We start from the raw sequence: 12,513 nt of genomic DNA, 5'->3' as shown, positions 1-12,513 counted from the left end.
TTAATGACGCGCGACACTAGGTGGTGATCGTACCGTAGAAGCGTTCGATCTTCCCCCGACCCTGCGGGACCCCGACACGGGAGTGGATCAGCCGGATGTGGGTGTCCAGGCAGACCCGCTCCAGCCGGGTGCTGGTGAAGTCGGCCCCGTGGTCGCTGTAGAGCACCTCGGGCAGCCCCTGCACCGGCCACCGCGGGTCAGGCTTGGCCCGCACCGCCTGGTGCAAGGCCAGGGCGGTCTGCTCGGCATTCGGGGCGCCGAGGAAAACGGTGTAGCCCGCGACCGCGCGGGAGTAGTCATCGAGGATCACGGTCAGCCACGGCCGCACCGGGCGTCCCCGGTGCTCGAGGATCTCGACGTCGAGCAGAGTGTGGTCGGCCTGCCACTGCTCATTGGGCCTCACCGCCGACCGCCGGTGCACCAGCTCGAACCGGTCCCGGTAGGCGGTGTCTCCTTCCAGGGCCAGGGTGCGCAGCCCGGGGTCGATGGCGGCGATCACACTGCGCACGCTCGAGTAGCTCGGGGGCGCCCAGCCGCGCTCCGGGGCCAGATCGCACACCCGGCGGTGGATGAACGTGGTCGTCGGTGCCGGCCTGCGCAGTGCCAGGGCCTCGATCACCGCGATCAGCTCCTGAGGCAGCCGGCGGTGACCGCGGTCGCTGCGGGCCTTGCGCTGCAGACCGGCTGCGGACGAGTCCGTCCGGTACTCGGCGGCCCAGCGCTGCAGGGTGCGGACCGAGACCTGGGCGTGGGCGGCGAGCCGGGTCAGCGGCACCCCCTCATCGAGGTGCTGGCACAGCAGTGCCGCCTTCTCCTGCGGACTCAGCTGCACCACCACCATCACCCCACGGGGGTCAGTCCGCCGGACCGGGCTCGAGCTCGGCGGCGGTGACCGACCCGGCCGTCACCGGCTCCGACGGACGCGGCGGGAGATGACGGTAGAGACTGGTGCGGGTGATCCCGGTCTTGGCCACGATCTCCGCCATCGTGTGCCCGCTCTCGCGCAGATGCGCCGCGTAGGCCAGCTTGTCCGGGTCCACCACCGACGGCCGCCCGATCCGCCGGCCCTTCGCCGCGGCCACCGACCGGGCATGAGCAGCGCGCTCGAGCGTGTACGTGCGTTCCATCTGCCCGAACAACGCCAGCAGCACCACCGCCAGCTGCGCCATCGGATCATTCGGGTTGGTGGAGTCCACCTTGATCGGATCCGCCAGGTTGCGCACCCCCACTCCCCGCTCGGCGAGGTCATGGATCAGGTTCAGGGTGTCGCGCACGGTGCGCCCGAGCCGGTCCAGGGTGTGCACCACGATCACGTCGCCCTCCCGGGCGTAGGCCACGGCCGCGGTCAGCCCGGGACGCTCCGTGGTGGCCCCGGACTTCTTGTCCACATAAATCCGCTCCGGCGCGATCCCGACCTGCCGGAGGGCATCGATCTGTCGATCGAGGTCCTGTTTGGCCGTCGAGACCCGCGCATAGCCCAATTCCATGCAGCCAGCGTACCGGAAGTCGACTCCGTACGGCTTAAACGAGACAACATTATGGGTCTAGCTTTTGGGACTTCAATCGCTATCCATAGTCCACAAGGAGGGATCTCGTCGCCGAGTGTCCCAGTACCTAGGAAGTGGGACGGCCAACGGGGGCCGGTCAAACCAGTGCTCACCTTGATCCGGACCCGTGGATGTCTGTCTCCTCATGGGGACGCCGAGGCGGCCATGTTGTGCGTAGCCGAGCTGATGGCGCTCAGGTGGTGGTGGGTGCCTCCGGGCTGGGTGGATCCGGCAGCACAGCACCTGGGCGCGCATTTTTTCCGGATAGAGCGTCCGGGGCTCTGGATGCCGGGAACCAGATCTGGATCAAGGCCCACCCCACGGCGGTCAACGGCACGGCCAGCACAGCGCCCACGACGCCGGAGAGAATCGCTCCGCCAGCCAGGGCGAGCAGCACTACCAGTGGGTGCAGGCTCAGTGCTCGACCCAGCACCATGGGTTGGAGCACCCTTCCGTCGAGCTGGTTGATGGCCACCACCACCGCCACGACGACCAGTGCGACCACGGGGCCGTTGGCGACCAGGGCCACCAGGACCGCGACGGCACCGATCAGAGCCGCTCCGACGATCGGGATGAATCCGCCCAAGAAGATCAGCACGGCCAAGGGCAACGCCAGCGGCACCCGCAGCACCACGAGGGTCACTCCGATGACTACCGCCTCAAGCAGGGCCACCAGGGCGGTGCCGCGCACATAGCCGCCCAGCACGTGCAGGGTCGTGGTACCCGAGGTCAGTAGCTTCTCCAGGTTCTCACCGTGGAAGCGGCACAGGAAGAACGCCCAGATCTTGGCCCCGTCCTGGAGGAAGAAGTAGAGGATGACGGCCACCAGCACCGCTCCGGTGATCACCTGGGTGGCCGCGAAGATGCCCAGCAGCGCCCCGGCGCCGAACTGGGGGCTGGACGTGAAGTCCACGACGGCGGTGATGGCCTCGTCCAGGGCCTTCTGGCCGATCGGGATCGGGCCCGCGACGATGAACTGACGCAACCGTTCCAGCCCACCCACCGCGGAGAGCACCAGTTCGTCCCATTCGCTGCGCACGGCGAAGACGATGCCGGTGACCACTCCGCCCAGCACCACGATCGCGGCCAGGAAGGTGATCCAGGTGGCCAGCGCCCCGGGCACGCCCCGCCGGCGCAGGAACCCCACAACAGGGTGCAGCGCCGCGGCGAGGATCAAGGCAATCAACAGTGGGATGACGACCAACTTGAGCTGGATCAACCCGTAGACCACCACGACGGTCGCAGTCAGCAGCACCAGTCCCTGCAGCGCACGTATGGTCGCCCGCCCCAACGCATCGGCCCACAGATCACGGGCGTGCGAGACGCTGCGGTGGCGAGGGCTCGTCATGGGAATCCGCCTCCCAGAGATCCTTCGACGACCTGGCTTCAGGATGCGCCCGAGGACAGCGATTGCCAAGCACCGGAAGTCACCGAGGCCATCCGAAGACTCTCGGGACGGCGCCGGGACGGGCCCTCGATCATTGTCCCGTGACTGTTTCGTGGAGGCTCGGTAGTGCCGAAGCCGCCATTTATTTCCGTCAGAAGGCCGCCATTAACCTCCAACAGCCACAAGGAACGACGGCACGCGTAGCGGGCTGTCCCGTAAGACCCGTCCGGTGAACCGTCCGGTGAAGGGAGGCTATGTGACACACTGGGGAGCATGTCCCCGTTGAAGGTCGGCTATGCCCGAGTCTCCACCGACGAGCAGGACCTGACCGCGCAGCGTGACGGACTCGCGGCGTTCGGCGTCGATCCCAAGCGCATCTACGTCGATCACGGGCTCACGGGCCGCAACGCCGACCGTGAGGGCCTGCGGCAGGCGCTGGCTGCCTGTCGGGACGGCGATACGTTCGTGGTCACCAAGCTCGATCGGCTGGCGCGTTCGGTCCGTGATGCCCACCAGATCGCCGACGACCTCGCGGCGCGGGAAGTGAAGCTGAGCATTGCCGGATCGGTGTATGACCCGACCGACCCGATGGGGAAGCTGTTGTTCAACGTGCTGGCGATGGTCGCCGAGTTCGAAGCCGACCTCATCCGTGCCCGCACCCGCGAGGGGATGAAGGTCGCCAAGGCCAAGGGCCGGTTGCGCGGGAAGTCACCGAAACTCACCCCCCGGCAGGAGGCTCACCTCGTCCAGCTACATGCCGCCGACGAGCACACCGTGGGCGAGCTGGCCGAGCTGTTCAGCGTGAGCCGCTCCACGGTCTACCGCGCCCTTCAGCGCGCCGAGCGCGGGCGCGAGAACGTCGTGCAGTAGGTGCATCGTGGACGCTCAAGCGCGGTGGCGAATCCTCAGGCTCCACGTCGAGGACCAGGTGCCCCTTGCGCGCTTAGCTCGCGAGACCGAAGTTGGGCTGCGGACCCTGGAGCGCTGGCACGCCCGCTACCGCGCTGACGGCTACGCCGGACTGGAGACAGCCTCACGGGCGGACGCCGGGACCCGCCGCCTTCCATCCGACCTCGTCGACTTGATCGAGGGCCTGGCACTGAGCAAGCCGCGGCCGGCCATCGCCACGATCCATCGCAAAGTCACCGGCATCTGCGCCGCCCGGAGGTGGCCGGTCCCCTCCTACTCGGTGGTGTGGGACATCGTGCGGACCCTGGATCCCGGCATGGTCACCCTCGCCCTAGAGGGCGCAGCGTCCTACCGCGACAAGCACGAGCTGGTGCTGCGCCGGCAAGCAGAGCTGCCCAACGCGATGTGGCAATCCGATCACACCATGCTCGACATCCTGGTGGTGGGCACCGACGGCAAGCCCGCACGGCCATGGCTGACAACGATCCTGGACGACTGCTCCCGGGCGGTCTGCGGCTACACAGTCTTCCTGGGCGCACCGTCAGCGATGAACACCGCCCTGGCGCTGCGCCAAGCGATCTGGCACAAGACCGACCCGGCCTGGCCGATGTGCGGCCTGCCCGACATGCTCTACGTCGACCACGGCAGCGACTTCACCAGTGACCAGCTCGCCCACACCGCCGTCGACCTCCATATCCGACTGATCCACTCCACCGTCGCCCGACCCCAGGGACGGGGCAAGATCGAGCGGTTCTTCGGCACCATCAACACCGAGCTACTCGCCACCCTGCCCGGACACATCACCGAAGGGGACCCCTGGCCGACATCGAAACTGTCCCTGGCCGACCTCGATAGAGCCCTGGAGGCGTTCTTGGCCACCTACAACGACCGCACGCACAGCGAGCTCGGAACCTCCCCGCGCAGCGCGTGGATCGCCGATGGCTGGCTGCCCCGAATGCCCGACAGCCTGGAAGACCTCGACGGATTGCTGTTGACCGTCGCCAAGACCCGCGTCGTGCGCCGCGATGGCATCCGCTTCCAGGGCCTGCGCTACGTCTCGCCGACTCTGGCCGGCTACGTCGGACGTTCGGTCGTGATCCGCTACGACCCCCGCGACATCACCGAGATCCGCGTCTTCGATCACGACGAATTCGTCTGCAAGGCCGTCAACCAAGAGCACCACGACCAGAAGGTCAGCCTCAAGGAGATCCAGGCCGCGCGCAACGCCCGCCGCCGAGCGCTGCGAGCCGGCATCAACGAACGCATCGCCCTCGTGGCCGCACCTACCGAGACACCACGGATCACCGAAGCACCGACTCCGGCGCCGAGGTCGGCGTTGAAGATCTACAAGGAGGACCTCAGGTGAGTCAGCGCTTCATCGTCACCAAGGAGCACCGCCGCTTCACCGAGTTCGCCGACGCCGTGCGCCGCGGGCACACCATCGGTTTGTGCTTCGGATCAGCCGGCGTAGGAAAGACGCTCTCCGCGCGCCGCTACGCACACTACGAGAAGGCTCATGACCTGCTGACCTACTGGGGGCCGCGCTCCGACAACGACGCCAAGATCTACGCCGCCTTGAACCGGAGCCGCACCGTGCTCTACACCCCCAGCGTGCTGACCACCCCGCGGACCCTGAAGGACGAGCTGACCCAAGCCATCACCCGCACCAACATGTGCATCGAGCAGCACCTCGTACCTCCCGGCACGGCCACTCCCGAGGCCTGGGGATGGCGAGACGGCAGGAACTACGTAGAGCTGATCATCGTCGACGAGGCCGAACGTCTGCGCCCCGCCGCGCTGGAACTGCTGCGCGATCGCTACGACCGCGACGACATCGCCCTGATCCTGATCGGCATGCCCGGCCTGGAGAAGCAGTTCAGCCACTACCCCCAGTTCTACAGCCGAGTCGGCTTCGCCCACCAGTACCGGCCCCTGGGACAAGACGAACTGCTGTTCATCCTCGAGCGACACTGGCGATCCCTCGGCAAGACCCTCGACCCCGACGACTTCACCGACGCCCAAGCCATCGCAGCCATCGCACGGATCACCCGCGGCAACTTCCGGCTCCTCGAACGCCTCTTCCCCCAGATCCAGCGGGTCCTGAAGATCAACGAACTCGACACCATCACCAACGACGTCATCGAAGCCGCACAGAGCACCCTGGTCATCGGTGTCACCTGACCCCGCCACGAAGCGACCGAAGAACTCCGCCATTCAGCAGACGAAGTCACACCCGGCGGACCGTGGCGAGAGGGCTCGAGGTCCCCGCGCCGAGGCCCCGCGGCGCCGACCACGGGAGCGTCCCACCGTCACCCAACAGTGACCCGGCGGTGCTTGCTTGTCCCCCTGCCCGGGGATACTTTCATGTGTAAAGCAAGTGCGGTGGGTTGCCACAGGGCCTTGCCGCGGTGCCAACAGGAAGACAGTGCCACCATGGAGCATCTCTGGCTCGCCCGCACGCCCGGGCACGTCGTGTGCCGCCCAGAGGAGTTTGGCTACCGCACGGACCTCCCGGCGCGCGAGGCACCCGCCAGCCGTAGCCTGCGCGTGGACAAGAACACCGAGGTGGAGCTGCGGGTTGGCCCCGGGCACCACCAGTGCGTGGTCGGCCACCACGGGGACACGTGGATCGAGACCGTGGACGTCTTCGAGGACGCCGCTGCCGGCCTGCCGGTTCTGCGCTACGAGGCCCACCCCACACCCTTCGCCTCGCGCGTGGAGACCGGCTGCATCGTCACCGAGCACTCGCCCCGTGGGCTGCGCAAGGAGCTGCGGCGGCTGTGGGAGACGCTCGAGGCCGCTCCCCTGGCCCTGGCGGTCCAGGATCCCCAGGAACCCGCAGCGGTCACCGCTGCCACGTGCCACGCGGACCTGGTCTCCCGCGCACTGATGTGGTGGACGTGGCGCGTGCTGCCAGAGAGCGGCCACATCCTGCGCACCCGCGCGGAACTGCGGCTGGCGAGGTCGACGGTGCGAGCGGCCGCCTGAGCCCGCGGCACCACTTCTTCACCGTCTTCACCGCGACGTTCCGCGGCCCTGCCCCGCTACCCTGGGCCCAGGGCCGGCGCTCCCGCTCATGCAGGCCGAGCCGGCACCGCCCGGGGCTCAGCTGTCCCGCGGGCGCGCCGGCCTCAGAACGGCGAGGGCGCCGTGTACGGCTCCAGGAGTTCCCGCTGCTCGCGGGTGATCCGCAGCACGGTGCGCGTGGCCGGGACAAACAGCGCGAGCTGGGTCTGGGCGCGGACCACCGGGGCGCCGTCGTCGGAGTCGAGGATCTCGAAACCCAGCACAAGTGTGGCCGCCCTGGCCGAGACCACCCACACGCGCACGTCCACGGGCACGTTGCGGTACTCCAGCGGGCGCAGGTACTTGACCCGGTGCTCCGCGATCAGGGCCTGGGTGCCCTCCGGGAGGACCGAGAACAGCGGGATCCGGGCCGGCAGCACCTGCTCGCCCGTGCCCACGGGAACGCCGAACGCCGCGATCCGCGCCTCCTCCAGCACCCGGATGACCTCCACGTTGTTGACGTGGCCGTAGGGGTCCATGTCTCCCCAGCGCAGGGGAACCTGGCAGGTCACGGCGCGGTCGAGGTGCTCATTCGAACGCATGGGCTGTCTCCTTGCTGGGCGTTCGCCCGGTCGTCACGCGGAACCGGTGTCCGCGCTGCCACTGGGTGAGATGATATCGGCGGCAGATTCGCCGAACAGCCCACGCGGAAGGAACACCTTGGCAGAAACGGCGCCCGGAGAGGGCCCCGCGACGAGACGACGGTGGCCCCTGGTGGTGGTGATCGCCGTGGTGCTGCTGATCGTGCTGTGGCTCGCGGTGTGCCACGCGGTGCTGGACGACCCCCGCGTGGAGCGCCCCGGCGCCTCGGACGCCGTGCTGGTGCTCGGTCCCCCGGACCCCACGCGGGTGGAGTATGCGCAGGACCTCGTCTACAACCAGCACATCGCCAAGACCCTGGTGATCTCCGTGCCGGACGCGGAGGCCTACGACTCCCCCGAGACCGTGGCCTACTACGAGGCACGCTCGTTCTGCAACGAGCACGACGGTGTGGAGGTGATCTGCTTCAAGCCGGACCCCTCCACCACCCAGGGCGAGGCCATCGAGCTGCGCTCCCTCGCGCAGGAGCGCGGCTGGGACACCGTCACCGCGGTGACGTTCACGCAGCACGTCAGCCGCTCCCGGTTGATCCTCTCCCGCTGCTACACCGGCGAGCTGCGGATGGCCTCCGTGGACTTCCACCTGACCGGCACGAGCCTGCTCATGCAGTACGTGCACCAGAGCGCCGGGTTCGTGAAGGCCTGGCTCACCCCCGGGTGCGACCAGCAGCTGCCCGGAAACCCCAAGTCCTCCTCCTGAGCCGGCGGTCGCTTATGCGGGTCTGAGCCCCTTCCTAGCCTGGGGTCCTCTCCTTCCCCGAGGTCTTGAGAGGACCACTCCATGCCCAGGTCAGCCCCATGATGGGTCCCAGTCACGCCGCCTGCGGTGCCGCCGCGTGGGTGGCGCTCACCGGCACCTACACCGTGCAGCTCGCAGACGTCTCCATCCCCGTGGGCCTCGGCCTCATGCCCGTGGGCAACGCCGGGGTGATCACCGGCTCGCTGATCTGCGCCGGTGCGGCCCTGCTGCCGGACCTCGACCACCCCGGCGGCACCGTGGCCCGCTCGCTGCCACCGCTGTCCGGGTGGATCGCGAAGGCCACGAGCACGCTGTCAGGGGGTCACCGACGGGCCACCCACTCGCTCGTGGGCCTGGTGTTCGTGATTTTGCTCGCGGTGCTCTCCCAGCGCGCGTCCATCCCCGTGGGGGACGCGCTGCGCTGGCACTCCTTCTCCTGGCCCGGCACCGGCGGCGAGGCGGGTGCGGCCCCGGACGCCGCCGCGTCGCTGCCCGGGCAGGTGTGGCCACTGGCAGCGGTGCTGTCCGTGCTGCTGATCGCGTGCGCCGTGAAGGTGCTGGCGTTCGTGCCGGACCGGCTGGCCCACGCCAACTGGGTGGTGGGCATCCTGCTGGGCGCGTTCGTGGCCACGCACCCGCCCGAGGACCCGCGCTGGTTCGTGGTCGCGGTGGGGCTCGGGTGCGCCGTGCACCTGCTCGGGGACCTGCTCACCACGCAGGGCATCCACCTGCTGTGGCCCCTGCGGATCCCCCTGCCCCTGCCGATCACGTTCTACCGCCGCAGCGCGTTCGTGCGCCTGGCGGTGCTGGGAAACGCCGGTTCCGCACGCGAGATCGCGGTCATCGTGCCCGTCACGCTCTACGCCCTGGCCGGGCTGTGCTGCGCGGCGATCTCCTGGGCGGGGCTGACGGTGAGCGTGTGACGACGGCGCCAGGGTCTGTTGGCGGTTCAGCCGGCCGCGCCGCACGAGGGGACTGACGCGCGGTGGTGGCGGCGCCTCGTCGTCGTGCCCTCGTGCTCTCCCGCGCGGGGTGCCGATTCGCCAAGGTGGCGGGCATCGGGTATTGTTTTCGACGTTGCTCGCAGCCGAAGGCTGAGCGGGCAATGAGCGCGAGTGGCGGAATAGGCAGACGCGCACGGTTCAGGTCCGTGTGCCCGAAAGGGCGTGGGGGTTCAACTCCCCCCTCGCGCACCGCGGGAGGTTCACTTAAGTGTGTGCCTCCAGTTCACAGAACTCCCGATCAGATGCCTCTGATCGGGAGTTCTGTGATTCCGAGCCCGCCTGACACCCGCCCGCACGCCAGTCGCGGTTGCCGAGGCCCGCCAGATCTTCACTCGCACGTGATTTTGGCCATGAGAATGCCCCTGCCCGGGGTTTCCGGGCAGGGGCTATTGCCAGGTGGTCTCAGCACTTGTGGGCCTTGGTGGCTGGCAACCAGTCCGTCGTGTCAGTCGGCGTCCGAGGCGGTGGGTCCTTCGCCCGGTGTGGCCCGGTGCCGCGTTTGGGGGTCCGGGGTCGGCGTGGTGTTCGACCGGCACGACCAGCAGCTTGGGGCTGTGGGTCTGTTGTGTTGGGTGGAGCGGGGGCGCTGATGTCACGGCCGTAGGCCTCGGTGAGGATCCTGACGTTGGTGGCCGCCAGGACCAGTGCTGCCAGTAGCCCAGTCCGCTGAAGGGTTTGCACCCGGATTCCGCCCCGTCGCAGGCCGCCATGGTGAGTTTTGAGGCTGGCGTTGAGGGATTCGACGTGATTGCGTCGACCGTAATCCTTGGCCCATTTCGTGGTGCCATAGAGATGGTCCTGTCGTTCCCGCAGAAAATCATCGGGACCAAGAGTGATGGTGCGCGAGCAGTAGCATTCCCGACCCGCGCAGTTCGTCGTGGGTCTCGACGCGGGATCCAGTCGCATTGAGGCCGGATTGTTCGGGCATCGCACTTTCCCCGTCACGGCCGGGCCGCGGTACCGCTGAGTCCCTCGTTCCCGATCGGGACGACCCAGCCTTGAGAACGCGTAAGGAATTCGATTGTCGTATTCGGCGATGCGCTTCAGTCGATCCTCGACGGTCTGCATCTGCGGAAAGCCCCCTGGATCGCGCATGGATCGGGGAAGGGAATCGATGAAAAGGTGCCCGTCAACGAAGATCGTGCCTGGGACTGGGCCGGGATGGGTGGTCCGTTGGGTGCGATGCAAGTCGATGGTCTGGTCAATACCCCGACGCTGCAGTTCCCTTGCCCAACCCATTGCCAGGCGATATGAGTACCCACGGTCTACGCAAATCCGGTTCACGGCAGCACCTTGTCGTGTGAGGGCATCAATGACCTGGAGTCCGGCCCGGTCGCTGTCGGCACCTGCCGGGCAGATCACCAGCCCCTGGGCCAAAGCTGCCTGGGCGCGTTCCCCTTCTGGCGGGACACCGACGGCGATATGCAGGTTGTATCCGAAGAACGTTTCCTTCGGCTTCAGGTTCTTGCCCGCCCGGTAGCCTTCCCTGGCATCAGGGTCGACGGTGTGCTGCGTTCTTCCATCAGCCCCAAGGATGGGCAGGTCTCCGCCCTTACGTCGCCTCGGGGGCTTCGACGACGGATCTTTCGCGGTTGCTCTCCCTTGCGGCTTGGGGACGCCCCTTTTGGTGTTATTGCGTCCGTGGGGGCTGTAGTGCGACTCCAAATCGGTGGCGTCGATTGCGACGTTTCTGCTACCGAGGAGGTCGTCAGGGATCGGCGCTCGGACGAGGCTCGTGAGCAGATCACTCAGGGGCACACTCGAGCGCAGTTCACCTGTAACCGGGTCAGCCGTTTCGGTTGCGGCGCGGCCGAGTGATTCCACCGCGCCGGTGAGTTGCCGGTATGTCAGCCGCTGGCTGAGCCCGACCCTGGCCCGCTGACTAGGGCTGAGGCGATGGGCGACGTCGCAGGCCCGAGTGCAGTGCAGCTCCCCTGGCCGCTCGAGGGCGTCGATGAGCATCACGGTCAACAGCGTGCGCCAGGAGTGTGTACGACGGCGGCCTGTTGAGGCCGTCATCCGCTGCTGGAGCTCTTCCACGAGCGGCGCTTGCATCATGGTCACCGCGCGGTTGACGACCTCGTTGGCCACACTGTCCGCCAGCTGCCGCTGTTTACGAGGCACGCGGGCCACCCCGTGGGGACAGGCCGGCTCCTGCCAGCAGGTACCGGTCTTGATCGTCACGGTCCGCGACGTAGGGCAACAACTTCTCGAGCACCGAACCGCTGGACAGCCCCGCGATCGTCATGAACTCCGTGATCCTCACATCCATGGACAGCAGCTGCACCATCCACGTGGTCCGCAGCTGGGCCTGCCGCAACGGAGGCAGGTAAGACGGGATCTCCAGGCTCGAACGCAGCTTGCCCACAGGGTCCCGGGCGTGCGTGTTGTGCGGACCGATCAGCGGGCCCTCCGGGTACTTCTCCGTCAGACGTGCCAGTGCCGGCACGTACTCGATCAATACCGGCACCGTCCGATCACTGAGCACGACGACCCAGAGGCGGGAGTCCTGGGGGTGGACCAGGACATCTGCAGCCGTGACGTGCAGGAGCTCCCCGGCTTTCACCCCAGCCCCGAGTCCGAGGGTCAACATCGCGGTGAAGACCCGGGTCCGCGCCTCGGTCGCCTGGACCTCGGCTGCGGCCCAGTAGCTGGCGATCTCTCGGGCTGTATACGGCGGGGCGATCGGACGCGCCCGCCCCGCCGGGGTGGGCAGCCCGTGCCAGGGCGCCTTGGTCGTGGCATGCCAGGCCAGCCGATGCAAGTAGGACGCCGCCGTAGCGCGGCCGGCCTCCGACCAGCCCGCACCCTCGGCGGTGAGGAACGACTTCACATTGTCCTGGGTGAACACGGCCTCAGGGTCCAGCGGCTGGCCGAGGCGATAGGCCCACACGAGCATGCGCGCGGCGTACCGCAGCGCCTGCCGGGCCGACGACGGCGCCTCATACCCGGCCGCCCTGGTCGCAGCGATCGCGATACCCCGTACATGAGCCCACTCGCCCGAGGAGATCAGCTCAGGATCCGGCGCATACGCCTCAAGGACTTCCTCGGCAGTGCCCGCGACGCCGCCGGCGACTCGGATCGGCCTCACCACCCCCACCACCCGCGCAGATCTGCATGGGGTTGAGGACTCATGGCGACCGGTCGCGAGGAAACTCTGCGACGGTCTATGGGAAGAATTTGGGTACGCGCAGACCACGCGCCCCCTTGCCACCACCGAGAACGAGCATTATGGCGGATTCAAGCGGTCAGTGCAACGAGT

At 68.0% G+C, this 12,513-nt stretch carries 12 protein-coding genes and 1 tRNA gene; 7 read left to right on the top strand and 6 right to left on the bottom strand.

Going from position 1 to position 12,513, the window contains the following annotated elements; all coding sequences use genetic code 11:
- Nucleotides 1-16: 16 nt before the first annotated feature.
- From B3G12_RS10735 to B3G12_RS10725, 3 genes are all read right to left on the bottom strand, one after another.
- Entirely contained in the window at nucleotides 17-835 is an 819-nt protein-coding gene (locus B3G12_RS10735) for a DDE-type integrase/transposase/recombinase (RefSeq protein WP_290500294.1), read from the bottom strand.
- Between the two features lie 19 nt (nucleotides 836-854).
- Complete coding sequence (locus B3G12_RS10730) at nucleotides 855-1,487, bottom strand: recombinase family protein (protein WP_058857604.1); 633 nt, start codon at nucleotides 1,485-1,487, stop codon at nucleotides 855-857.
- 253 nt (nucleotides 1,488-1,740) lie between these two features.
- On the bottom strand, nucleotides 1,741-2,802 hold the full coding sequence (locus B3G12_RS10725; RefSeq protein ID WP_290500291.1) for an AI-2E family transporter: 1,062 nt from the start codon (nucleotides 2,800-2,802) through the stop codon (nucleotides 1,741-1,743).
- A 405-nt stretch (nucleotides 2,803-3,207) separates the two neighbouring features.
- Between B3G12_RS10725 and B3G12_RS10720 the strand changes: the two genes are divergently transcribed.
- The 4 genes from B3G12_RS10720 to B3G12_RS10705 all read left to right on the top strand — a co-directional run bounded on the left by B3G12_RS10720 (nucleotide 3,208) and on the right by B3G12_RS10705 (nucleotide 6,831).
- On the top strand, nucleotides 3,208-3,804 hold the full coding sequence (locus B3G12_RS10720; RefSeq protein WP_144943290.1) for a recombinase family protein: 597 nt from the start codon (nucleotides 3,208-3,210) through the stop codon (nucleotides 3,802-3,804).
- A 7-nt stretch (nucleotides 3,805-3,811) separates the two neighbouring features.
- Nucleotides 3,812-5,209, top strand: a complete 1,398-nt coding sequence (locus B3G12_RS10715; RefSeq protein WP_145011128.1) for a Mu transposase C-terminal domain-containing protein — start codon at nucleotides 3,812-3,814, stop codon at nucleotides 5,207-5,209.
- Complete coding sequence (locus tag B3G12_RS10710; protein ID WP_145011125.1) at nucleotides 5,206-6,024, top strand: AAA family ATPase; 819 nt, start codon at nucleotides 5,206-5,208, stop codon at nucleotides 6,022-6,024. Before B3G12_RS10715 ends, B3G12_RS10710 begins: the two co-directional genes overlap by 4 nt.
- Before the next feature lie 252 nt (nucleotides 6,025-6,276).
- Nucleotides 6,277-6,831 carry a DUF2617 family protein gene (locus tag B3G12_RS10705; protein WP_144943293.1) on the top strand — a complete coding sequence of 185 codons (555 nt, stop codon included), beginning with the start codon at nucleotides 6,277-6,279 and terminating at the stop codon, nucleotides 6,829-6,831.
- A 143-nt stretch (nucleotides 6,832-6,974) separates the two neighbouring features.
- Here the strand turns inward: B3G12_RS10705 and B3G12_RS10700 are convergent, their stop codons facing one another.
- Nucleotides 6,975-7,451 (bottom strand): acyl-CoA thioesterase, encoded by a 477-nt coding sequence (locus tag B3G12_RS10700; RefSeq protein ID WP_145011122.1) that lies wholly within the window; start codon nucleotides 7,449-7,451, stop codon nucleotides 6,975-6,977.
- Nucleotides 7,452-7,569: 118 nt separating this feature from the next.
- On the opposite strand from B3G12_RS10700, the gene B3G12_RS10695 reads away from it, so the two are divergent.
- From B3G12_RS10695 to B3G12_RS10685, 3 genes are all read left to right on the top strand, one after another.
- Nucleotides 7,570-8,208: a YdcF family protein gene (locus tag B3G12_RS10695; RefSeq protein ID WP_232300204.1), complete on the top strand. Its 639-nt coding sequence runs from the start codon at nucleotides 7,570-7,572 to the stop codon at nucleotides 8,206-8,208.
- Nucleotides 8,209-8,306: 98 nt separating this feature from the next.
- Nucleotides 8,307-9,170 (top strand): metal-dependent hydrolase, encoded by an 864-nt coding sequence (locus tag B3G12_RS10690; RefSeq protein WP_145011119.1) that lies wholly within the window; start codon nucleotides 8,307-8,309, stop codon nucleotides 9,168-9,170.
- A gap of 186 nt (nucleotides 9,171-9,356) precedes the next feature.
- Nucleotides 9,357-9,440, top strand: a tRNA-Leu gene (locus B3G12_RS10685).
- 213 nt (nucleotides 9,441-9,653) lie between these two features.
- Here B3G12_RS10685 and B3G12_RS10680 read toward each other — a convergent pair.
- Together B3G12_RS10680 and B3G12_RS10675 are read right to left on the bottom strand one after the other, a co-directional pair.
- Nucleotides 9,654-11,435 carry a hypothetical protein gene (locus tag B3G12_RS10680; protein ID WP_290500286.1) on the bottom strand — a complete coding sequence of 594 codons (1,782 nt, stop codon included), beginning with the start codon at nucleotides 11,433-11,435 and terminating at the stop codon, nucleotides 9,654-9,656.
- Nucleotides 11,365-12,342 carry a hypothetical protein gene (locus tag B3G12_RS10675; protein WP_144943297.1) on the bottom strand — a complete coding sequence of 326 codons (978 nt, stop codon included), beginning with the start codon at nucleotides 12,340-12,342 and terminating at the stop codon, nucleotides 11,365-11,367. The genes B3G12_RS10680 and B3G12_RS10675 overlap by 71 nt, the downstream gene beginning before the upstream one ends.
- Nucleotides 12,343-12,513 lie beyond the last annotated feature (171 nt).

This window comes from Kocuria sp. UBA5001 (assembly GCF_002398425.1).
Lineage (GTDB): Bacteria > Actinomycetota > Actinomycetes > Actinomycetales > Micrococcaceae > Kocuria > Kocuria salsicia.
This window is presented reverse-complemented; position numbering and strand designations above follow the sequence as displayed.

Bases quoted from the DNA above. Each gene is read 5' to 3' on its own strand.
- B3G12_RS10705 (WP_144943293.1), top strand. From the start codon at position 6,277: ATGGAGCATCTCTGGCTCGCCCGCACGCCCGGGCACGTCGTGTGCCGC.
- B3G12_RS10720 (WP_144943290.1), top strand. From the start codon at position 3,208: ATGTCCCCGTTGAAGGTCGGCTATGCCCGAGTCTCCACCGACGAGCAG.
- B3G12_RS10690 (WP_145011119.1), top strand. From the start codon at position 8,307: ATGATGGGTCCCAGTCACGCCGCCTGCGGTGCCGCCGCGTGGGTGGCG.
- B3G12_RS10730 (WP_058857604.1), bottom strand. From the start codon at position 1,487: ATGGAATTGGGCTATGCGCGGGTCTCGACGGCCAAACAGGACCTCGAT.
- B3G12_RS10700 (WP_145011122.1), bottom strand. From the start codon at position 7,451: ATGCGTTCGAATGAGCACCTCGACCGCGCCGTGACCTGCCAGGTTCCC.